Origin of the sequence: Streptosporangium album (assembly GCF_014203795.1) — a bacterium.
GTDB lineage: Bacteria > Actinomycetota > Actinomycetes > Streptosporangiales > Streptosporangiaceae > Streptosporangium > Streptosporangium album.
The window spans coordinates 1,961,059-1,982,139 of sequence record NZ_JACHJU010000001.1; the positions used below are offsets into that span (position 1 = coordinate 1,961,059).

Annotated in this window: 19 protein-coding genes and 1 pseudogene; 12 read left to right on the plus strand and 8 right to left on the minus strand. The window is 70.4% G+C overall.

The features are described from left to right. Nucleotides 1–89: 89 nt before the first annotated feature. Together greA and FHR32_RS09170 are read right to left on the minus strand one after the other, a co-directional pair. Complete coding sequence (gene greA, locus FHR32_RS09165; RefSeq protein WP_184753915.1) at nucleotides 90–590, minus strand: transcription elongation factor GreA; 501 nt, start codon at nucleotides 588–590, stop codon at nucleotides 90–92. A gap of 106 nt (nucleotides 591–696) precedes the next feature. Continuing rightward, a complete protein-coding gene (locus FHR32_RS09170; RefSeq protein WP_184753916.1) occupies nucleotides 697–1,125 on the minus strand; it encodes a DUF4307 domain-containing protein in 429 nt (142 codons plus the stop codon). A 229-nt stretch (nucleotides 1,126–1,354) separates the two neighbouring features. Between FHR32_RS09170 and mca the strand changes: the two genes are divergently transcribed. Next, nucleotides 1,355–2,239, plus strand: a complete 885-nt coding sequence (gene mca, locus FHR32_RS09175; protein ID WP_184753917.1) for a mycothiol conjugate amidase Mca — start codon at nucleotides 1,355–1,357, stop codon at nucleotides 2,237–2,239. A gap of 34 nt (nucleotides 2,240–2,273) precedes the next feature. Beyond that, nucleotides 2,274–2,447: a hypothetical protein gene (locus FHR32_RS09180; protein WP_184753918.1), complete on the plus strand. Its 174-nt coding sequence runs from the start codon at nucleotides 2,274–2,276 to the stop codon at nucleotides 2,445–2,447. A gap of 153 nt (nucleotides 2,448–2,600) precedes the next feature. Here the strand turns inward: FHR32_RS09180 and FHR32_RS09185 are convergent, their stop codons facing one another. The 3 genes from FHR32_RS09185 to FHR32_RS09195 all read right to left on the minus strand — a co-directional run bounded on the left by FHR32_RS09185 (nucleotide 2,601) and on the right by FHR32_RS09195 (nucleotide 6,053). Continuing rightward, on the minus strand, nucleotides 2,601–3,746 hold the full coding sequence (locus FHR32_RS09185; protein ID WP_184753919.1) for a hypothetical protein: 1,146 nt from the start codon (nucleotides 3,744–3,746) through the stop codon (nucleotides 2,601–2,603). Nucleotides 3,747–3,918: 172 nt separating this feature from the next. After that, nucleotides 3,919–5,328 (minus strand): sensor histidine kinase, encoded by a 1,410-nt coding sequence (locus FHR32_RS09190; protein ID WP_312882196.1) that lies wholly within the window; start codon nucleotides 5,326–5,328, stop codon nucleotides 3,919–3,921. Then, entirely contained in the window at nucleotides 5,325–6,053 is a 729-nt protein-coding gene (locus FHR32_RS09195; RefSeq protein ID WP_184753920.1) for a response regulator transcription factor, read from the minus strand. The genes FHR32_RS09190 and FHR32_RS09195 overlap by 4 nt, the downstream gene beginning before the upstream one ends. Before the next feature lie 148 nt (nucleotides 6,054–6,201). Between FHR32_RS09195 and FHR32_RS09200 the strand changes: the two genes are divergently transcribed. The 3 genes and pseudogenes from FHR32_RS09200 to FHR32_RS09210 all read left to right on the plus strand — a co-directional run. Next, nucleotides 6,202–7,257, plus strand: coding sequence for a ferredoxin reductase family protein (locus FHR32_RS09200; protein ID WP_221465328.1), 1,056 nt, complete (start codon nucleotides 6,202–6,204; stop codon nucleotides 7,255–7,257). A 10-nt stretch (nucleotides 7,258–7,267) separates the two neighbouring features. Beyond that, nucleotides 7,268–7,750 carry an FMN-binding protein gene (locus FHR32_RS09205; protein WP_184753922.1) on the plus strand — a complete coding sequence of 161 codons (483 nt, stop codon included), beginning with the start codon at nucleotides 7,268–7,270 and terminating at the stop codon, nucleotides 7,748–7,750. 20 nt (nucleotides 7,751–7,770) lie between these two features. Next, a pseudogene (locus FHR32_RS09210) lies at nucleotides 7,771–8,372 on the plus strand (FAD:protein FMN transferase); the annotation flags it as partial. Nucleotides 8,373–8,515: 143 nt separating this feature from the next. On the opposite strand, the gene FHR32_RS09215 reads toward FHR32_RS09210, so the two are convergent. Beyond that, nucleotides 8,516–10,003: an MptA/MptB family glycosyltransferase gene (locus FHR32_RS09215; RefSeq protein WP_184753923.1), complete on the minus strand. Its 1,488-nt coding sequence runs from the start codon at nucleotides 10,001–10,003 to the stop codon at nucleotides 8,516–8,518. Between the two features lie 383 nt (nucleotides 10,004–10,386). Between FHR32_RS09215 and FHR32_RS09220 the strand changes: the two genes are divergently transcribed. Next, entirely contained in the window at nucleotides 10,387–12,363 is a 1,977-nt protein-coding gene (locus FHR32_RS09220; protein WP_184753924.1) for a thioredoxin domain-containing protein, read from the plus strand. A 133-nt stretch (nucleotides 12,364–12,496) separates the two neighbouring features. Here FHR32_RS09220 and FHR32_RS09225 read toward each other — a convergent pair whose 3' ends face one another. After that, nucleotides 12,497–14,722, minus strand: a complete 2,226-nt coding sequence (locus FHR32_RS09225) for a transglycosylase domain-containing protein (protein WP_184753925.1) — start codon at nucleotides 14,720–14,722, stop codon at nucleotides 12,497–12,499. Between the two features lie 102 nt (nucleotides 14,723–14,824). After that, nucleotides 14,825–15,304, minus strand: a complete 480-nt coding sequence (locus FHR32_RS09230; protein ID WP_184753926.1) for an Lrp/AsnC family transcriptional regulator — start codon at nucleotides 15,302–15,304, stop codon at nucleotides 14,825–14,827. Nucleotides 15,305–15,406: 102 nt separating this feature from the next. Here FHR32_RS09230 and hppD point away from each other — a divergent pair, with 102 nt between their 5' ends. The 6 genes from hppD to FHR32_RS09260 all read left to right on the plus strand — a co-directional run bounded on the left by hppD (nucleotide 15,407) and on the right by FHR32_RS09260 (nucleotide 21,023). Beyond that, nucleotides 15,407–16,516: a 4-hydroxyphenylpyruvate dioxygenase gene (hppD, locus tag FHR32_RS09235; RefSeq protein ID WP_184753927.1), complete on the plus strand. Its 1,110-nt coding sequence runs from the start codon at nucleotides 15,407–15,409 to the stop codon at nucleotides 16,514–16,516. 94 nt (nucleotides 16,517–16,610) lie between these two features. After that, entirely contained in the window at nucleotides 16,611–17,141 is a 531-nt protein-coding gene (locus tag FHR32_RS09240) for an RDD family protein (RefSeq protein ID WP_184753928.1), read from the plus strand. 84 nt (nucleotides 17,142–17,225) lie between these two features. Continuing rightward, a complete protein-coding gene (locus FHR32_RS09245) occupies nucleotides 17,226–18,680 on the plus strand; it encodes a M1 family metallopeptidase (protein WP_184753929.1) in 1,455 nt (484 codons plus the stop codon). Nucleotides 18,681–18,780: 100 nt separating this feature from the next. After that, the gene (locus tag FHR32_RS09250) at nucleotides 18,781–19,122 is read left to right on the plus strand and encodes a PadR family transcriptional regulator (RefSeq protein WP_184753930.1); all 342 of its coding nucleotides are present in this window, start codon (nucleotides 18,781–18,783) and stop codon (nucleotides 19,120–19,122) included. Then, nucleotides 19,119–20,051 carry a hypothetical protein gene (locus FHR32_RS09255; RefSeq protein WP_184753931.1) on the plus strand — a complete coding sequence of 311 codons (933 nt, stop codon included), beginning with the start codon at nucleotides 19,119–19,121 and terminating at the stop codon, nucleotides 20,049–20,051. Before FHR32_RS09250 ends, FHR32_RS09255 begins: the two co-directional genes overlap by 4 nt. A gap of 78 nt (nucleotides 20,052–20,129) precedes the next feature. Next, nucleotides 20,130–21,023 carry a hypothetical protein gene (locus FHR32_RS09260; RefSeq protein ID WP_184753932.1) on the plus strand — a complete coding sequence of 298 codons (894 nt, stop codon included), beginning with the start codon at nucleotides 20,130–20,132 and terminating at the stop codon, nucleotides 21,021–21,023. The last annotated feature ends 58 nt before the right edge of the window (nucleotides 21,024–21,081 follow it).

Consider the following 21,081-nt stretch of genomic DNA (forward strand, 5'->3'; position numbering starts at 1 on the left):
CGTCTCAGAAGACGCCACAGCAACAGGCGTATGAACACGGCGATCCGCCGGGATGGGAACCCGGCGGATCGACTGGTCCGAAAGGGAGGTCAGTTGCCGATGTACGGCACGGCCTCAAGGATCTCCACCGTGTTGGAGCGGCCGTTGGGCATCGTGTATGTGGCCTTTTCCCCGATCTTCTTACCGTTGATCGCCGCGCCGAGCGGCGACTTCGGCGAGTAGACGTCGATCGGGGCGCCGCTCTCCTCACGGGAGGCCAGCAGGAAGGCGACCTCTTCGTCGTCCCCCTCGAAGCGGACGGTGACGGTCATGCCGGGACCGACCACGCCTTCGGTGCGTGGCGCCTCACCCACCTTGGCGCTGTCGATGATCTGGTGGAGGTGGAAGATGCGGGCCTCCATCTTGCCCTGCTCGTCCTTGGCGGCGTGGTAGCCGCCGTTCTCCTTCAGGTCACCCTCTTCGCGGGCGTCTTCGATCTTCTTGGCGATGTCGACGCGCCCCGGCCCCGAGAGGTATTCGAACTCCGCCTTCAGGCGGTCGTACGCCTCCTGAGTGAGCCAGGTGACGCTCTCGTTGTGGGAGTCGGCCACGGGTTCTCCTTGCTTCCTCTATGGGGGCTTCGTACTTGGGTTAGCTGACGTTCGAATTTCGAAAGGCTAACAAGTTAACGCCTCGAACGCTTCCCCAAATATCTCACTATACGAGATAGCAGTAGTGGACGTCGCCCGAAGTGGCCGGGGCACTGGTCTCTAGCCGCTCAGTAAGCCGGACATATCCCTCACCAGCCGGAATAGTGACCTCCCGGCTCCCGACTTCTCCATGGGAGACATCCATCGCCCGCAGCCGGCAGACGGCGGCGCGATCGGACGGCTTGACCACCTCGAAGGTAATCTGCATAGAATCGCCGCGGCCGGGATCAAAAGCTATGACCTGGTCGATCACCTCGGTGTTCCCCTTGGACGCCCACATCACGTAGCCCCAGCCCGCGGCGCACACCGCGCACAGGATCGCGATCACGATGTGGACGACGAAGCGCCCCCTGCGCTCCGGGCGGTCGGGGAAGTCGTCCGGGACGCCGAGGATCGGACCGTCCTGCCGGTCCCTCTCGGCCTCGCTGGTGGCCATGGCGGAATCTCCCTGCACTACCTCGGCGTTATCCGAGACAATTGTCTCTCGTGGGGGCCTCGCCCTCGCGACCGCCATAAGAGAAACTAACCTCTCCCTGGAGTGGCCCAGGCCAACCCGGGGAGCGGCGCGTCATCGGAGCGGGCCCTGTGGGCGGTACGGCAGAGCCGTCCGTCCGCCGGACGAGTGAATATCTGAGCGCGACCTATACAGAGGAGACGTCGAGCCCGTGAGTGCACCGCTGCGGCTGATGGCCGTTCACGCGCACCCTGACGACGAGTCGAGCAAGGGCGCCGCCACGATGGCGCGCTACGTCGCGGAAGGTGTGGAGGTGCTCGTCTGTACCCTCACCGGAGGAGAACGTGGCTCAATCTTGAACCCCAAGATGGACCGCCCCGAGATCCTTGAGAACATCGGCGAGGTCCGGCGCCTGGAGATGGAGCGCGCGAGGGAGATCCTCGGCGTGCAGCAGCGCTTCATGGGGTTCGTCGACTCGGGCCTGCCCGACGACGAGAGCGAGCCGCTGCCCGAGGGCTGCTTCGCCCTCCAGCCGATCGAGATCGCCTCGGCGCCGCTGGTGGCCGCCGTGCGCGAGTTCAGGCCGCACGTCATCCTCACCTATGACGACGACGGCGGCTACCCGCACCCGGACCACATCATGACCAACCGCGTCTCGGTGGAGGCCTTCGAGGCCGCGGGCGACCCCGACCGCTATCCCGGGGCCGGTGAGCCCTGGCAGCCGCTCAAGCTCTACTACCACATGGGCTTCACCAAGGACCGGTTCGAGGCGCTGCACGAGGCGATGAACTCCCGCGGCATGGGCTCCCCCTACGCCGACTGGATCGCGCGCTGGGAGGACCGCCCGCAGAAGTGGCCGGTGACCACCCGCGTCCAGTGCGGCGACTACTTCGAGGTCCGTGACGAGGCGCTGCTCGCCCACGCCACCCAGGTCGACCCCGACGGCTTCTGGTTCGTCTGCCCGCGCGAGTTGCAGCGCGAGATCTGGCCGACCGAGGACTACCACCTGGCCCGTTCCCTCGTGGACACCGGGCTTCCCGAGGGCGACCTGTTCCTCGGCATCCACGCCGAAGAGGTGTCGCCCGCCTGCCACTGACACGACCATGAGGTGGCGGTGGCAGACTTGAGGCGTGATTGCACTTGACACCGTCACCAAAAGTGACGTCAGCCCGGGCCTCCTGGGGTTCCTCGTCGTCGCGGCGCTGGGGTTCGCGTTGTTCATGCTCGTGAAGTCGATGAAGAGGCAGATCTCCAGGATCGAGGTCCCCTCGGAGGCCGAGCTGAAGAAGCAGAGCACCACCTAGACGATCGACCGGCGTGGCCGCGGCGGCCGGACGAGGGTGTCCGCGCTCGGCCCGTGACGGCCGAGACGGGCACCGTCGTGGACGCACCGCGCGTGAAGATCACGCCGGAGCGTCCGCATCCGCCCGCCTCGATGACCGATCCCCCGAGCGACGTCAGTCGGCCGACCAGGCCCGCTCCAGCGCCCTCGGCAGGCCCCAGCGGCCCAGCGGGGTGAGCACCTCGGTCTTGTCCACGATCCCCAGGCACGCCCAGAGCGGTGTGACGGAGCTGAAGAGCGTCTCCGCCGCCTCCAGGTCGTCCGGCTCGTCCATCTGGACGTCGATGTCCTCGGACTCGGCGATGAACCGGGCGATCCGCTCGGGCGAGGCCAGCACCCCCGGACCGCGTCTGGCCAGGGCGGCCACCACCGCCAGCCAGTCCGCGTGGTGGATCGCGCACAGCGAGGCCAGCACGGCGTCCTCGTGGGTGAGCTCGCCCTCCAGGTCGGAGAACCTCTCCGGCGTGTCGTCGTCCTCGGGCAGGTCCGAGATGGGACCGGCGATGCCCGCCGTGACGGTCAGCCAGAGTTCCTCGTCGTCCTCGGGCAGCGGAGCCCCGTCGTATCCGGCGCAGGCCCGCAGCACGTTGCCCGGGTATCCGGGGCCGGACAGCACCTCGCGCAGCCGTACGCACGCCGCCCGCAGGTCCCCGACGGGCCGCTCGGGGGCGGGCAGGTCTGCCAGGATGCGCCGCAGCTCGCTGAGGGCGAAGGCCTCCTCCTCGTCCCAGGCCGCGAACAGCTCCTCGTCCTGCTCGTCGCTGACCGCCATCCCCGGCACCCGCCCATCGGGCATCGGGCTGTTGAGCCAGCGCTCCTGCAGCTCCTCGTAGGCCTCCCTGGCCTGCTCGTCCCCCTGTGCGAGCGCATCCGGATCGATCTCCCGGGCGGCGACCCGCTCCTCCAGGTAGGCGACCATGCCGCGGAACATCTCCTCGGTGATCGGGCCCCGCTCGTCCTCCTCGGGCCAGACGAAGAAGCTCCGGGTGAGCAGGAGCGGCTCGGTGCCGGTGGACTCCAGCCACCGCTGCACCTCCCCCACGGTCGCGGCGCCGGACTCGATGGCCCGCAGCGTCGTCTTGGCGGACTCCCAGAAGGGTGGGGACAGCGGGTTTCCCCCCGCCGTCAGCGCCCGGCGCAGGTCGGGGAGGGCGACCAGGGCCACCCCCGACGGCACCGCGAGCAGAGCACGGGCCACATCACGGCGGGTCAGCTCGGCGGCTGCCCGCTGGGCGTGCACACAGACGAAGTCGAGATCCACGCCCAGTGAGCCTACGCCCGAAGCCGCATGAACACACCTTCCGCCTCGGGACACATTCGCCTTTGTCTGGGACGACCGCTCGACAGGGCGGGGATGACCGTCCCGGAAACGCCTGACGTGACCGCGCGTGGCGGGGAGGCCCTCCTGCCCGGCCGTCCCGCTCACGTAGCTCTCAGGCGGGCAGCAGGACCCGGAAGACCGTACGGCCGGGGCGGCTCTCCACATCCACGGTGCCGCCGTGCGCGGCGACCACGGCGCGGACGATCGCGAGCCCGAGGCCGCTGCCGCCCGAGGCGCGCGAGCGCGCCTTGTCCGCCCGGACGAACCGCTCGAAGAGTTCCTCCTGGAGTTCCCGCGGGATGCCCGGCCCGTCGTCGGCCACGGTCAGCTCCGCCTTGCCCGGGCCGGGGACACGGACGGACACGGTGACCGTGGTGCCCGGCGGGGTGTGCACCCGCGCGTTTCCCAGCAGGTTGGTGACGACCTGGTAGAGCCGGTCGGCGTCGCCCGTCATCGTGACCGGCTCCTCCGGGAGCTCCAGCCGCCAGTGATGATCCGGCGCGGAGACACGGGCGTCCCCCGTCGCGTCGATCACCAGGCGGGTCAGGTCCACCTGGTCGCGGGCCAGTGGCCTGCCCGCGTCGAGCCTGGCGAGCAGCAGCAGGTCGTCGACGAGCTTGCCCATGCGGGCCGATTCCGCGTCGATCCGCTGCAGGGAGTGCCGTATCTCCTCCGGTACGTCACCGGGGGTGCGCCGGGCCAGCTCGACGTGGGCGCGGACGGTCGCCAGGGGAGTACGCAGCTCGTGGCTGGCGTCCGCGGCGAAGGTCCGCATCCGCTGCTCGCTGGCGTGACGCCGGGCAAGGGCCTCCCCGATGTGGCCGAGCATGCGGTTGAACGCCTCCCCCACCTGGCCCACCTCGGTCCGGGGGTCCTCGTCCGGCACACGGTCCGGCAGCGCCACCTCGCCGCTGGCGAGCGGGAGCGTGCTGACCCGCCGGGCAGTGGCCGCCACCCGCTCCAGGGGGCGCAACGACAGCCGCACCCAGAGCGCGCCGGCCACCCCGGCGATGATCATTACGACGGCGAACCCCACGATCTCGGCGAGCTGGAGACGGTGCACCGTGGCGTTGACGCCTTCCAGCGGGAGCCCGGTGACGAGGACGTCGCCGTCGGCGCCGTCGATCGCCATGACGCGGTAGTCGTCCAGCACCGACAGCTCGACGGAGTGACCACGCCCGTCCGCCGGGACGGCGGCCAGGACGGCCGCGTCGCCGGCGGAGAGCCTGGGGCTGCCGCTGTCCCGTGTCACCACGGCGGCGTTGGTCACCCTGCCGTCCGCGAGGCGGACACCCAGGGTCCCGAGGGACTGCCCGCGGCTGTCGCCGCGCTCGCCGTACTCCTTCCCGTGCTCCAGGCTGGCGGCGAACCCCCCGACGGTCATGGACAGCTGCTGGTCCACCCGGTCCACCATGAAGCGGTTCAGCGCGAGGGAGGTGGCCACGCCGATCGCGGCGCAGGCGAGCGCGAGCAGGATCAGCACGCCGGCCACCAGCCGGGTCCGGAGCGTGCGGGGCCTCACGGCCTGAGGACGTATCCCACGCCCCGCACCGTGTGGATCAGCGGCGGACGTCCCGCGTCGATCTTCTTACGCAGGTAGCTGATGTACAGCTCGACGACATGGGCCTGGCCGCCGAAGTCGTAGGACCAGACCCGGTCGAGGATCTGGGCCTTGCTGAGCACCCTGCGCGGGTTGCGCATGAGGAAGCGCAGCAGCTCGAACTCGGTCAGCGTGAGCTCCACCAGTTCGCCGCCCCGGGTCACCTCGCGGGCGTCCTCGTCCATCACCAGGTCCCCGACGACCAGCCGGTCGCCCTCGGAGGTCCTCGCCATGCCTGCGCGGCGCAGCAGGCCGCGTAGCCGGGCGAGGACCTCCTCCAGACTGAACGGCTTGGTCACGTAGTCGTCGCCGCCCGCGGTGATCCCGGCGATCCGGTCCTCCACGGCGTCCCTGGCGGTCAGGAACAGCACGCACACGTGCGGCGCCCCGGCTCGCAGGCGGCGCAGCACCTCGATCCCGTCGATGTCGGGCAGCATGACGTCGAGCAGCACCGCGTCGGGCCGGAACTCGCGGGCCACCCGCACCGCGGCCGCACCGTCGGCTGCGGCGCGCACCTCCCAGCCCTCGTAGCGGAGCACCGCGCAGAGCACCTCTACGAGGTCGGGCTCGTCGTCGACGACGAGCACACGGACGGGCGTCCCGTCCGGACGGAGCAGGTCGGGCAGGTTACGAGAAGTCGCATGCATGGTGATGCCAGGGTCCTTCCTGTCCTTGATGCGGACCCTCTGAGCCTCTTCTGAGAATCCTATGAATCATTGAGATATGACCCGTTTCATAGGGAAACGAGAGGTTCGGCTGGCACGGTGGGTCACGTTCGACGAGAGGGGACAGTCCGTGAGCACCACCTTCGCCGGAAGGGCCGTCGCCGGCACGCACCGGGGCGCTCCTCCACGGGGGGCCCGCGCGCGCCCGGCGGCCGTCCTCGCGGTCATCGCCGCGGGCGTGCTCCAGGCCACCGTGGCGGTGCTGCTCCTGGTGGGCGTCGGCATCATCTCGGCCCGTGCCATCCGGCCGCGGCTGCGCTACGAGACCTGGTTCCACCTGCATTTCTACACCTACCTGGCGGCCTGGCTGGCATTCGGGCACCAGCTCTCGACCGGCAACGAGTTCGCGGGCTCCCCGGCCGTCCAGACGGCCTGGTACGCCCTCTACCTCGGGGTCGCGGCAGTGCTCGTCTGGTATCGGTTCCTCACGCCGGTACGGCGGGCGTTCCGGCACCGGCTCCAGGTCAGCAGGGTCGTGCGGGAGAGTCCCGAGGTCGTCTCCATCTTCCTCTCGGGGCACCGTCTCGACAGGTTGCGGGCCGAGCCGGGGCAGTTCTTCCGGTGGCGGTTCCTCACCAGGGACCTGTGGTGGTCCCCCAACCCCTACTCGCTGTCGGCCGCTCCCCGGCCCGACGAACTGCGGATCACGGTGAAGGACCTGGGCGACCAGAGCCGCGTGCTCGCCCGGCTGCGGCCCGGCACCAAGGTCCTCGCCGAAGGCCCCTACGGCGCCTTCACCCCGGGACGCCACAGGGGGCGCAAGGTGCTGCTCATCGCGGGAGGGGTGGGCATCACCCCCGTGCGGGCGCTGTTCGAGTCGATCCCGGCCGCGCCCGGCGACCTCACCCTTCTCTACCGGGCCCGGGCCACCGGGGACCTGGTGTTCCGCACCGAACTGGAGGCGATCTCCACCCACCGGGGCGCGACGCTGCACTACTGCGTCGGCCCGAGGAGCGAGATCGGCGACCCGTTCACACCGGAGACGCTGGCCGGGCTCGTCCCCGGGCTGGCCGATCACGAGGTCTACGTGTGCGGGCCCTCCGGCATGACCGGTGGCGTGGTGTCGGCGCTCCGGGCCGCCGGAGTACCGAACCGGCGCATCCGCCATGAATCGTTCGAGTTCTGAGGGGATCCGCATGCGCAGAGCGATAGTGGCCATACTCGTCACCAGCATCGGCCTGGTGCTTCTGCTGTCCTTCAAGCCCCATGAGATGACGGCCCTGGCCGGCCGTCCCTCCGTCGTGTCCCAGAGCGGCGGCGGCCCGGACAGGGGCACGGCCCAGGTCACGGCGGACTCGGGCAGCTGGACGGGCGACGGCGCCGGCGCGGGCAGCATGAGCGGCGACAAGGTGGTGACCGGCGACACGGCCGACACCCGTTGGGGCCCCGTACAGGTGCAGCTGGTCCTCTCCGGCGGCAAGGTGACCGGCGTCAGGGTGCTCCAGGCCCCGGACGGCAACAACCGGGACTTCAGGATCAACACCCAGGCGCTCCCGATCCTCAACGAGGAGACGCTCTCCGCGCAGTCCGCCCAGATAGACACGGTCTCGGGCGCCACCTACACCAGCGAGGGATATCTCCAGTCGCTGCAGAGCGCCATCGACAAGGCGGGCCTCTGATGCGCCACGTCGAACACGTCATGGGGACGGTCTTCTCCTTCGACGTCCGCCACTCCGGTCCCGGCGACGCGGGGCAGGCCCTCACCGAGGCCGTGGCGTGGCTGCACCGTGTCGACGCCGTCTTCTCGACCTACCGGCCGGACAGCCCCGTCAGCAGGCTGGGCCGCGGCGAGATCGACCTGGCCGACTGCCCGCCGGAGGTGGCGGGCATCCTCGACCTGTGCGACGCGGTGACCGAGCTCTCCCACGGCTATTTCACCGCGTACCCCCGGGGGCGCCTCGACCCCTCCGCCATGGTGAAGGGCTGGGCGATCGAGCGGGCGTCGGACATCCTCACGCGGTCGGGAGCGGTGGACCACTGCGTGAACGGCGGCGGCGACATCCAGCTCGCCGGAACGGCCGCGCCCGGCTGCCCGTGGCGGACCGGCATCGCCCACCCGCTCCTCCGGGCGAACTCGTCACCGTGGTCGCCGGACGCGACCTCGCCGTGGCGACGTCGGGCACCGCCGAGCGCGGGCCGCACATCCTCGACCCGCACACCGGCCGCCCCGCGACGGAGCTGGCCTCGATCACCCTGACAGGGCGGAGTCTGACCGCGGTCGACGCGTACGCCACGGCCGCCTTCGCCATGGGCGGCGCGGCCCGGACGTGGGTCGAGCGGCTCGACGGGGTGGAGGCCTTCGCGGTCACCGCCTCGGGCCACACCTGGCGGACGTCCGGCTTCCCCACCGCCTGACCGTGACCCGCGGGCTCCCGGCCGTCCCCTCAGCCGTCGGCCGGCGCCGGTGTGCGGGAGTGGCGGAAGGCGCCCGCGAGGCCCAGCACGACGACGCAGAGGATGATGAGGTCGGAGGCCAGCGGAGCGATCCACGGACGGTAGACCTCGGCGATCCACCGGGTCAGCCCGGTGGGCTGGAGCATCAGGAAACCGATGGCGCCGGGCAGGTAGATGAGGCTGGTCACGGCCCCTCGCGCGATCAGCAGCCCGTCGAGGCGGCCGGCCGGCATGAGGGCCAGCAGGGGGAACAGCAGGGCGTCGTACCAGGGATGCTGCACCGGGGAGGTGAGCAGCCAGCACAGGCACCACGCCAGCGCCGGCCGTACGGCGTCCAGGCCGGGCGGCACCGGCGGGAGCCGCCAGCACAGCAGGAGGCCGATGAGGAAGGCGACGCCGAGGGTGAGCTGCCCCTCCAGCGTGGACGGCTCCGCCCCCAGCCCCAGCACGTCGGTGATCACACGCCACGGATCCGCCAGCGAGTGAGCGCCGATCTTGCCGACCATGTTCCCGAAGGCCTCCGGGCCCTGCGTCGCGTACGCCGTGACCAGGGCCGCCGACACGCCCATGACCATCGACAGGAACGTGGCCGCCGACCGGCGGGCCGCCCAGGCCAGGCCGGCTCCGGCGATGACGAACGGCGCCTTGACGGCGGCCGCCGCGCCGAGCAGCACCCCTGCCACCAGGCCCGCCACCACACCGCCCCGGCGCATGACGAGGAAGGCCGCGACGAGGAAGACCACTCCCAGACCGTCGATGTGACCGCCCAGCACCACGTGCCAGAGCATCAGCGGGTTGAGACTCCACAGCAGGTGGACGCGTATCCGCCGCTCGCGGTCCGGCCCCGCCAGCCGGTCGAGCATGAGCGCCGACAGCAGGAACGCCAGCCCGGTCATGGCCTTGAGGGCGAACACGGTGCCGGCCATCGACGCACCGCCCAGCCGGGAGGCGGCCAGCTGCGCCCAGGTGGCCAGCGGCCCGTACACCGAAGGAGCGTTGCGCCAGGCGAGAGGGGCGAGCTCACCGACCGGGTCGGCCAGCCTGTGCAGCCACGCCGGGGTCACCACGTACGGGTCCTGCCCCAGGGCGGCGATGCGCCCGTAGACCGCGTAGTTGAGCACGTCCGTCGACCCCGCGGGCGGGACGAGCGTGAGGGCGAGGACGGCGGCCACCGTACCGGCGAGAAGGATCCCCCGTGGGGGACGCCACCCCCGGCGCAGCGCGTACAGCCCGGCGCCCACGCCCAGTCCACCGGCGATGACGGCCGCCCAGGTCAATTGGATCACCAGCAGGTCGGAGGGGGCACCCCGCAGGGACCAGGGCGGACCACCGCCACCGAGGTCGGGCACCGCCGCGGACGGCCCGAGGAGGGCGACGGCCAGCATGACCGCGATGGCGAGCCCGATCGCGGCGAGCCCCGCACGTCCGGCGGCACGCGCGCGGCGGTACGGCTCGCCGGCACGTGCCGGCTCCGTCATCGGGAGCCGCGAGACAGGTCGGATCCACGTCGGCACCCGCCGAACCTCCAGGGAGAGCTAACCAGGATGGGCACAGCATCGCAGCCGCACCGCATAGCCGGACCCGTTCTGCGACCGGCGACTGTCGGACCACAACCGAATCACCGGTCCCATGACAGAAGAGGCCGCCATCGACGGCTGGGGGCGGCATCGACGCGACGCCGCTCCAAGCGTAGATCATCCCTGGTGATCTCCTCTCGCCCGGGCCTCCGCCGGAATCGAGGCGGTGCTCGGGCTCCCGCCCCCGTTTAGTGTGGGCGAGGCCGCGCGGGTACAACCGTGACGTGCACCCGTGCACCTCGCGCGGGAGGAGACGCGGGCACCGCGCACACGGGAGGGTTTGCATGAACCGCTTGAAGGACGCGACGAGCCCCTACTTGCTGCAGCACGCCGGCAACCCCGTCCACTGGTTCGAGTGGGGGCAGGAGGCCTTCGACGAGGCCGCACGTCGGGACGTGCCGCTGCTGATCTCGGTCGGCTACTCGGCGTGCCACTGGTGCCACGTGATGGCGCACGAGTCGTTCGAGGACGGCGGGACAGCGGCTCTGATGAACGAGCGCTTCGTCAACGTCAAGGTGGACCGCGAGGAGCGGCCGGACGTGGACGCCGTCTACATGTCGGCGACCCAGGCCATGACCGGCCAGGGCGGGTGGCCGATGACGGTCTTCGCCACCCCGCAGGGACACCCCTTCTACACCGGGACCTACTTTCCCCGCCCTCAGTTCCAGCGGCTGCTGACCGGGGTGTCGAACGCCTGGAACGGCGACCGCGAGGCGGTGCTGGAGCAGGGCTCGAAGATAGTCGAGGCGCTGAACGAGCGGTCGGAGCTGCCCTCCGGCCCGCTGCCCGTGCCGGACACGCTTGCCCGGGCCGTACAGAGCCTGAACGGGTCCTTCGACCCGGTGCGCGGCGGATTCGGCGGGGCGCCCAAGTTCCCGCCGTCGATGGCGCTGGAGTTCCTGCTGAGGTACGGCGCCGCGGGGGAAGGCCCCGAGGCGGGCACGGCGATGGCGATGGCGGAGCGGACGCTGGAGGCCATGGCCAGGGGCGGGATCTACGACCAGCTCGGCGGCGGCTTCGCCCGCTACAGCGTGGACGCCGACTGGGTGGTGCCGCATTTCGAGAAGATGCTCTACGACAACGCGCTGCTGCTCCGGGTCTACACGCACTGGTGGCGTTCCACCGGCTCGGCCCTGGCCAGGCGGGTGGCTCTGGAGACGGCCTCCTTCCTGCTGGCCGAGATGCGCACTCCCGAGGGCGGCTTCGCCTCGGCCCTGGACGCCGACAGCGAGGGCGTGGAGGGCAGGTTCTACGCCTGGACCCCCGAGGAGATCCACGAGGTCCTGGGCGAGGAGGACGGAGCCTGGGCGGTCGGGCTGTTCGAGGTGACCGGCACGTTCGAACACGGCACGTCGGTGCTGCAGCTCCCGTCCGATCCGGAGGACGCCGAGCGGTTCGCCCGGGTCCGCGCCGCGCTGCTGGCCGCGCGGGCCCACCGGGTGCGGCCCGGCCGGGACGACAAGGTGGTGGCCGCCTGGAACGGCCTGGCCATCGCCGCCCTCGCCGAGACGGGGGCGCTGTTCGACCGCGCCGACCTGGTGGAGGCGGCGCGGGCGGCGGCCACGCTCCTGGAGGAGCTGCACGTGGACGGCGACCGGCTGCTGCGCACGTCACGCGACGGTCGCGCGGGCGCCAACGCCGGAGTCCTGGAAGACTACGCCGACCTGGCCGAGGGCCTGCTGACCCTGTACGGCGTGACCGGGGAGGCGCGCTGGTTCCACCGGGCGGGAGCGCTGCTGGAGAGCGTCCTCGACCGGTTCGCCGACGGCTCCGGCGGCTTCTTCGACACCGCCGACGACGCCGAACGGCTGTTCCAGCGGCCGCAGGACCCCACCGACAACGCGACCCCGTCGGGGCAGTTCGCCGCCGCCGGGGCACTGCTGTCGTATGCGGCCCTGACCGGCTCGGCCAGGCACCGGACGGCGGCGGAGGGGGCGCTGGGCACGGTGACCGTCCTGGCCGACAGGCACGCGCGGTTCGCCGGGTGGGGGCTCGCGGTGGCCCAGGCCGCCGTCTCCGGGCCGATCGAGGTCGCGATCGTGGGCCCGCTGCACGACCCGGACACCTCCGCCCTGCACAGGGCCGCCCTGCTCTCCTCCGTCCCCGGGCTGGTCGTCGCACTCGGCGAGCCCGGTTCGGCCGAGATCCCGCTCCTTTCGGGCCGGGGTCTGGTGGACGGGGCTCCGGCGGCCTACGTGTGCCGCGGGTTCACCTGCCGGATGCCCGTCACCACCCCGGAGGGACTACGGGCCGAGCTGTGAGCGGGCGGCGGCCGGAGCTGCGGGTCCGGCGGTCCAGACCCGGCCGGGTCCAGTCCTCGCGGTCGCCGACCGGATCGCCCACGCCTACCGGGCGGGTCCTGGCACGTCCGGCACCGAAGAGCTGATACGCGCCCTACCGTCCCGCGGGCCCCTGGGGAGCGCCGTCCTGGCCGGGGCCGGTGCTGGGAGCCCGCTGGGGGATCTCTCCCGGAGGAGGAGACTGGTTCCCGAAGCCGTTGTTCCCCGATCCGGTGCCGCCACCGCCGTCACCGGGGCCGTTGCCCGTGCCGCCACCGCCGTCTCCGGGGCCGTTGCCCGTGCCGTCGCCGGGCCCGTCGCCGAGACCGTCCGGCGACGGGCCCTGGTCGGGGCCGGTCGTCCCGTCGGGGGACGGCGTGGGCGTGACGGTGTTCCAGCCGTCACCGGGGCCGGGACCGCGGTTGCCGGAGCGGTAGCCGTCGTCGTAGTAGGTGGAGTAGCCGTAGTTGGACGGCTCGGCGAACTCCTTGACCGGCTTGCCGGCCATCGCCTCGGTCATGAAGGCGCGCCAGATCTGTGCCGGGTAGGTCCCGCCGTACAGGGCGCTGCCGTCGACGACCACCGGCTTGTTGTCGTCGCGGAACATGTCGACCGCGGTCGTCAGCTGCGGGGTGAACCCGGCGAACCACACGGCGGCCGACTTGTCGGTGGTGCCGGTCTTGCCGGCCACCGGGCGGTCGTAGAGGCGGGCGGCCGACCCGGTGCCTCCCTCGACCACCTGGGTCAGCGCGTAGGTGGCGTCGATGGCGGTCTGCTCGGTGAAGGCCCGCTCCCCCTTGGCCTTGATCTTGGTGGTCTTCCCGGTGGCGTCGGTGACCGAGCGGATCACGTGAGCCTCGCGGTGGACGCCTCCGGCGGCGAGCGTGGCGAAGCCGGAGGCGTTCTGCACGGCGCTCACGGACGCGACCCCCAGCGGCAGCGTGGCGAAGGAGCTGTGCGGGGCGAGCTGGTCGGCGGGGATGCCGGCCTTCTCCGCGGCGCGGACGACCTTGTTGAGGCCGACCTTCTGCCCGAGGTCCACGAACGCGGTGTTCACCGAGCTCTGGGTGGCCTTGACCAGGTTGATCTCGCCGTAGGAGGTGTCCTCCGAGTTGGGGATGCCCTTGTCGCCCGTGGTGACGTGCAGGGGGGAGTTGCCGTTCACCCGGGTGTCGAGGCCGAAGCCGTTGTCCAGGGCCGCGGCCAGCGTGTAGGCCTTGAACGTGGAGCCGGCCTGCACCTTGGCCGAGAAGGAGTTGTCGAACTTGTTGGTGGTGTAGCTGGGGCCGCCGTAGAAGGCGACGACCTCGCCGCTGCGGGGGTCCACGGCGGCCAGGCCGGTGCGGACCTTCTTGGAGGTGCCCTCGGGCAGGACCGAGGTGACGGCCCGCTGGGCGGCGGCCATCAGGTTCTTGTCGAAGGTCGAGACGACCCTCAGGCCGCCCTGGGTGATGTCCTCGTCGGTGTATCCCCTGCGCTTGAGCTCGGCCTCCACCTGGTCGAGCATGTAGCCCTCCTGCCCCTTGAGCGTGAAGATCGACCTGGGCTTCTTGAGGGTGGGGAACGCGGTCGCGGCGGCCTGCTGGGGGGTGATGGCACCCGTCTGCACCATGCCGTCGACCACCGACCTCCAGCGCGCCCTGGCCGCGTCCAGGTCGGCGCCCCGGGGGTCGGCGAACCGGGACGGCTGCTGGATCACCGCGGCGAGGTAGGCTCCCTCGGCGACGGTCAGCTCGGCGACGTCCTTGTGGAAGTAGGCGTCGGCCGCGGCCTGGATGCCGTCGGCCCCCCGGCCGTAGTAGATCGTGTTGAGGTACTGCTCCAGCACCCAGTCCTTGGACTCCGACTGGTCCACCTTCAAGGAGATCATGACCTCCTTGAGCTTGCGGACGACGGAACGCTCCTGGCTGAGGCCGCTGTAGTAGTTACGGACCATCTGCTGGGTGATGGTCGAGCCGCCCTGGAGCTGCTGGCCGCTGACCGTGGACCACATGGCGCGGAAGGTGCCCGAGACGGAGATTCCCTTGTCCTCGTAGAACGAGCGGTTCTCCGCGGCGATGACCGCGTCCCTGACGTGCTCCGGTATCTGCGCCAGGGCCACGCTCTTGCGATTGACCCCCTGCCTGGCCAGCACGGTCTTGCCGTCCCGGTAGTAGATCACCGAGCCCTGCGCGGTGGCCCGGGGCTGCGTGCTGTCCGGGATGGGCGTCATGAACCACGCCACCGCGAGAAGACCGACCACCGAGACCACGGCGATGCCGAAGACGACGAGCGTGATCCGCAGGAGCTTCCTCCTCCCGGGTCTGCCCTTCTGGTCGCCGTTCCCGTCGCCCTGTTGCACGCCCGAACCCCCATCCACTCCGCATTCACCCCCCACGAGCAGTGCGGACCGTAAGGGTAAACGATGGATAACGGTGTCTGAACCCCGCTTGGGATAGTACGGCTAGCTCTTCCCCTGGCGCGGGACATCGGCCACTAAAGGAAGAACCCGGTATGGCACGGGGGTGTCCAGCGCGATCACCGACGAGGTCCGCACCACCCCGTGAACGTCAACGATCAGGTCAATGACCCTCTGCAGATCGGCATTGCTGCGCGCCACCACCCTGCAGAGCATGTCGTCGCCTCCGGTGATGGTGTGGACCTCCAGCACCTCGGGGATGGCCGCGAGCTGGTCGGCCACCGGATCGTGCCCGCTGACCTGGCGGATCTGCAGGGTGACGAACGCGGTCACGTCGTATCCGAGCGCCGCGGGGTCGACGTCGGGGCCGAACCCGGTGATCACTTTCCGGACGGCCAGCCGGTCGAGGCGGGCCTGCACGGTCCCCCGTGCCACACCGAGCCTCCGGGAGCACTCCAGCACACCGAGTTTGGGCTCCCCCGCCAGGAGGGCGATGATCCGGGCGTCGAGTTGATCTATCGTCATGGTGTACAGAAACTCCCGTGAGGTGCACGATCAGGTAGACAGATTGTCCATCTTTCCAGGTAACTGTTGCACAACCCGACCATAAAAACGGAAAGTATCCGCATGAGCGACAACTTTCCTGTGAACGGTATGGACGCCGTGGTCTTCGCCGTGGGCAACGCCAAGCAGGCGGCCCACTACTACTCCACCGCGTTCGGCATGCGGCTGGTCGCCTACCGGGGCCCGGAGAACGGCAGCCGCGACGAGGTGGCCTACGTCCTCACCTCGGGCGGCGCCCGCTTCGAGTTCCGCGGCGCGGTACGGCCCGGCACAGGGGTCGCCCGCCACGTGGCCGAGCACGGCGACGGTGTGATCGACCTGGCCATCGAGGTCCCGGACGTGGAGGCCGCCTACACCCACGCGCTGGCCCGGGGCGCCACGGGCCTGGCCGAGCCGTACACGCTGGAGGACGAGCACGGCAAGGTCGTGCTCGCGGCGATCGCCACCTACGGCGAGACCCGGCACACCCTGGTCGACCGGTCCAACTACAGCGGCCCCTACCTGCCCGGCTACGTCGCGGCACAGCCTCTCGTCCCGGCCCCCGACGTGAAGAACGGCCGTCTGTTCCAGGCCGTCGACCACTGCGTCGGCAACGTGGAGCTCGGCAAGATGGACGAGTGGGTGGAGTTCTACAAGAGGGTCATGGGCTTCACCAACATGGCGGAGTTCGTCGGCGACGACATCGCCACCGAATACTCGGCGCTGATGTCCAAGGTGGTCGCGGACGGCACCCGCAAGGTGAAGTTCCCGCTCAACGAGCCGGCGATCTCAAAGAAGAAGTCGCAGATCGACGAGTATCTGGAGTTCTACGGCGGCCCCGGCGTGCAGCACATCGCACTGGCCACCAACGACATCCTCACCACCGTCGACCACATGCGCGCGGCCGGGGTGCAGTTCCTCGACACGCCCGACTCCTACTACGACGATCCGGAGCTGCGTGCCCGCATCGGCGAGGTCCGCGCCCCGATCGAGGAGCTGAAGAAGCGCAGCATCCTGGTCGACCGCGACGAGGACGGCTACCTGCTGCAGATCTTCACCAAGCCGGTGCAGGACCGCCCGACGGTGTTCTTCGAGCTCATCGAGCGGCACGGCTCGCTCGGCTTCGGCAAGGGCAACTTCAAGGCGTTGTTCGAGGCCATCGAGCGCGAGCAGGACCTCAGAGGCAATCTCTGACCTCTCCCTTCTCCCAAGGCGGTCCTTGCACAATGGAGGCAACCCGTAACAGCCCTTGGCTTTGCGGGGGTGAGTCTCGGGTGATCACAAGTTCATGGGAACACCACCACCACCGCCGCCACCGCCGGACGACCGGGGACCGTTTCCCTGGTCCGGCCCGCCTCCGGGGCAGGGCCACGGCGGTGGCGGCCCGCCGCGCACGGGACTCGGCGGGCGCTGGCGGCGCCTGTTCGCGGGCATCCTCGACATCATCATCGTGGGCGTCATCTCCTCGCCCTTCACCTACCAGAGCTTCACTACCGTCTGGGACACCGGCAAGGACATCTTCGTCCGGGTGCCTGTCCAGCACACCTTCCTGGCCGCCCTGATCGGCTTCCTCTACTACTGGCTGCTGACCGCCTTCTGGAACGGCCAGACGCTGGGCAAGAAGCTGTTCGGCCTGCGCGTGGTCGACCGCGGCTGGGGCAGGGTCGGAGTCGGGCAGGCCGCGCTCCGCGAACTGGTGGCATGGGTGTTGTACGCCACCTGCTGCCTGGGCTGGGTCAACCTCGCGTTCATCCTTTTCACCAAAGACAAACAGGCCGTTCACGACATCGCAGCCGGGACATTGGTCGTAGATACCTGATTCCCCCAGGTCACATGCCGTGCTCGCGTAGTCTGCGAGGCAGGTGGCCCGGCACGGCCGGGCCCGGAAGGGGGACTTGAGGGCATGGCGTCCGGTCGGCGGGCTATCGCGGCAACCGCCACTTTTCTCGGCATACTCGGCACGGTCGCCTGCTCGGCATCGAGCGGCGAGAGCGTCTCATCCGGAAGCTCGGCGTTCTCGAGCGCCCTGGACGCCGGCCCGGAACGGGCCTCGGACAGGGTGGGCGCCCCCGGAATCGGTGATTCCGACTTCCCCACCGACGGCAACGGCGGCTACGACGTCGACCACTACCGGCTGAAAATCGACTACGACCCCGCCTCCAGGCGCCTTTCCGGCGTGACCGGGATCGAGGCGCGGGCCACCCAGGGCCTGACCAGGTTCAACCTGGACCTGAAGGGGTTCGAGGTCAGCCGGATCACCGTGAACGGCAGCGCCGCGACGTTCGAGCGCGCCGAGGACGAGCTCACCGTGATCCCGGCCAAGCCGATCTCCGACAGGGCCGCGTTCACCGTCACCGTCGTCTACGCCGGGGAGCCCCAGCCGGTCAGAGGCTCCACCAACCTCGGCACCTACGGGTTCATCCCGACCGAGGACGGCGCGTTCGTCGCGTGCCAGCCCAACGGCGCCAAGACCTGGTTCCCGGGCAACGACCACCCGGCGGACAAGGCACGCTACGACTTCGAGATCACCGTCCCCGCGGGGCTGACCGCGCTGGCCAACGGCGAGCTCGTCGGCGAGCCGAAGAGCGCCGGCGGCAAGACGACCTTCGTCTGGCGGGAGAGCCACCCGATGGTGAGCTATCTGGCCACCGCGACGCTGGGCAGGTTCGAGCTGCGCCGGGGCACGACCGCCGCCGGGATCCAGAACCTGGCGGCCGTGGACCCGCGCTACCACAGCGCGCTCGACAGCCTCTACACGCAGTCGGGGAAGATCACCGACTACTGGAGCACGGTGTTCGGCCCCTACCCGTTCTCCTCCACCGGCGGCGTGATCGACAACTTCTCCGCGGGCTACGCGCTGGAGAACCAGACCAAGCCCCAGTACGGCGGGTTCGACCCGGAGGGCAGCACCATCGCCCACGAGCTGGCCCACCAGTGGTTCGGTGACAGCCTGAGCATCAGGCGCTGGAAGGACCTCTGGCTCAACGAGGGCTTCGCGACCTACGCCGAGTGGCTGTGGACCGAGCACGAGGGCGGAGCCACCGTCGAGAAGACCTTCCGCAGCCACTACGCGGCCGGCCCCGACGCCCCCATCTGGAAGTACGCACCCGGCCGCGCCAAGCCGGCGGACCTGTTCAACGACTCCGTCTACACCCGCGGCGGCATGACGCTGCACGCGCTCAGGCAGCGGATCGGCGACCCGGTGTTCTTCAAACTGCTGAAGACCTGGGTCGCCCAGCACAAGTACGGATACGTGACGACGGACGAGTTCGTGACGCTGGCCGAGAAGCTCTCCGGCAAGCAGCTCGACTCGCTCTTCGACGCCTGGCTGTTCACGGAGAAGAAGCCGGCCGCCTGACGGCGCCTTTCCCCGTATGACGGGCTGGGCGCCCATCGGAGGAAGTTTCCGGAAGCGCTCCGGTTGACCATACTTCGCCCAGCGAAGTATGGTCTTCCGCATGGCTAAAGGATCACCTGCGGTCAGTGAGCCGACCTACTTCATCCTCGCCTCGCTGCTCGACGGCCCTCTGCACGGGCACGGGATCATCAAGCAGACCCTGGAACTCTCGGAGAACAGGGTGCGGCTGCCGGTCGGCACGCTCTACGGCGCGCTCGACCGGCTGGCCGCAGGCGGGCTGATCTCCGTGGACCGCGAGGAGGTCGTCGACGGCCGGCCGCGGCGGTATTTCCAGCTCACCGACCAGGGACGGCATCTGGTGTCGGCCGAGGCCCTGCGCATGCAGCAGGCCGCCTCGGTCGTGACCAGCCGGATCCTGCGCCCCGGATCGGCGTTCTCGTGACCGTCGCGACGGAACACCGCGCCGCTACAGGGGTCGGCACGGGGGTTCTGGAGCGACGGTACCGGCGGCTGCTGCTGGGCTATCCCCGCGCCTACCGCTCCGGGTACGGCGGCGAGCTCATCGCCACCCTGCTCGACACCGCCGAGCCGGGGCGCACCCTGCCCTCGCTCCGCGAGTCCCTGGCCCTGGTCGTCGGCGGGCTGCGGACGAGAGTGATCTACTCGACGGAACGGCCCGCCTGGATCGACGGGGTCCACCTCGGGGTCCTGGCGCTGTCGATCGCCCAGCTGGCGATGCTGGTGCCGTACGCGGCCACCATCCCGCTCTGGGCGGGGCTGTCGGCGCTCGCCGTCGCGCTGATCATGCGCGGGCGGGTACGGCTCGCGCTGCCGGTCGTGGCACTGGTCGCGGTGAAGGTCTGCTCGATCACGCTCGGCCAGACCTGGCTGGACCGGACCCTGCTGCCCGTCGATCCCGACCGGTTCTGGGACGGCGGAGCGCTCTACGGGGGTGGCGGCCCGGTGGCACCGATGATCGGCTACGCGGTGGTCGTCCTCGGCCTGCTGGTGCTGGCCGCCCGCGGGGGGCGGCTCGGCAGACGCTCCTGGTTCTGGCTGCCGGCGGCCCCGCTGCTCACCGGCGCGGACCCCGCGGGGCTGGACTTCTCCACGGGCGCCGGGCCGCACACCATGGCCAGGGTCGGCCTGGAGATCGGGGTGCTCCTGCTCGCCGTCTGGGCCGGTCACGTGGCGCAGGACCCGCGCTGGGCGACGGCCGCCGGCGTCTACCTGGTGCCGGTGCTGGCGATGTACGCCGAGAGCCTCGGCGCCCACTCGGAGCGGGACCTGGCCCATCTGGCCGCCCTCATCTTCCTCACCGCACTCGCGGCGGTCATGCCGTACCGCGCGAAACGGCACGTCGTCCTCTAACTCCTGTAACTCCTCCTCGCGACAGGCGGCGCCACCGCCTCTCCCGAGCATGCCCGCACATCGAAACGGGGTCACCCAGTGTCACGAGTTCTCACCGCCATGCCCGCGGCCGCCCTGGCCGTCGCGGTACTCACCGGCTGCGGCGCGGATCCGGCGCCGGCCGCCGCACCCGCCGCCACGGACAAGGCGCCCGCGTCCGCCGACCCGCAGGGCAAACGCCGCCAGATGGAGGCGATGCGCGCCGACTGCATGAAGGGGAAGGGCTTCAAGTACGAGCCGTACGTCCCTCCTCCGGCGAAGGTGTCCGAGGAGTCGCGCCGGGAGTGGACCGGCGACTACGCGACGATGCGTGAGCAGCGTGAGCGGCGTGGCTTCAGGATCTACTTCCCCTTCGTCCACCCCGAGGATCCCGAGGACGGTATCGGCACAGTCGATCCCAACCCCAACGACGCGCTCGCAGGATCTCTCTCCAGAACCCAGTACAGGGCATGGGACGCCGCTGACGGAGCCTGCTACGCGGAGGCGTTCACGGAGCTCACCGGCAAGACCGTCACGTCCAAGGACGATGTCTTCACGCAGGCGGAGAACATGTACCTCCGCACCACGAGCCGCGAACTCGACGGCGATCCCCGGATGATCGAGTTGGCCACCGCCTTCGGTACCTGCCTCAAGGGCAAGGGTTATCCGGTGCCCTCGCTCAAGCCGACCGCGTTGAACTTCAGCAGCCGGGAAAGGCTTGAGAAGCAGCGCGGGGACGTGATCGCCGGGCGGGTGAAGCAGGACCCGGAGGACACCGGCTTCAGAAGGTTGACGCCCCAAGAGGCGAAACCGTACCTGGTGAAGGAGATCAAGGTGTCCCTCGACGACCTGGAGTGCGGCAAGGACTTCTACGCCGCGTTCCTGCCCAGATATGAGGCGCTCCGCCAGAAGGCCTATCGGGAGTTCGGCGAAGACGACGGGCTGTGGTCGTGAGGCCCGCGGGGATGAGCCGGTCGCACCTGGCCCGCAGCGGACACGTCCACACCCAGAG

Bases quoted from the DNA above. Each gene is read 5' to 3' on its own strand.
- FHR32_RS09170 (WP_184753916.1), bottom strand. From the start codon at position 1,125: ATGGCCACCAGCGAGGCCGAGAGGGACCGGCAGGACGGTCCGATCCTC.
- FHR32_RS09195 (WP_184753920.1), bottom strand. From the start codon at position 6,053: ATGCATGCGACTTCTCGTAACCTGCCCGACCTGCTCCGTCCGGACGGG.
- FHR32_RS09205 (WP_184753922.1), top strand. From the start codon at position 7,268: ATGCGCAGAGCGATAGTGGCCATACTCGTCACCAGCATCGGCCTGGTG.
- FHR32_RS09215 (WP_184753923.1), bottom strand. From the start codon at position 10,003: ATGACGGAGCCGGCACGTGCCGGCGAGCCGTACCGCCGCGCGCGTGCC.
- FHR32_RS09220 (WP_184753924.1), top strand. From the start codon at position 10,387: ATGAACCGCTTGAAGGACGCGACGAGCCCCTACTTGCTGCAGCACGCC.
- FHR32_RS09230 (WP_184753926.1), bottom strand. From the start codon at position 15,304: ATGACGATAGATCAACTCGACGCCCGGATCATCGCCCTCCTGGCGGGG.
- hppD (WP_184753927.1), top strand. From the start codon at position 15,407: ATGAGCGACAACTTTCCTGTGAACGGTATGGACGCCGTGGTCTTCGCC.
- FHR32_RS09240 (WP_184753928.1), top strand. From the start codon at position 16,611: ATGGGAACACCACCACCACCGCCGCCACCGCCGGACGACCGGGGACCG.
- FHR32_RS09245 (WP_184753929.1), top strand. From the start codon at position 17,226: ATGGCGTCCGGTCGGCGGGCTATCGCGGCAACCGCCACTTTTCTCGGC.
- FHR32_RS09250 (WP_184753930.1), top strand. From the start codon at position 18,781: ATGGCTAAAGGATCACCTGCGGTCAGTGAGCCGACCTACTTCATCCTC.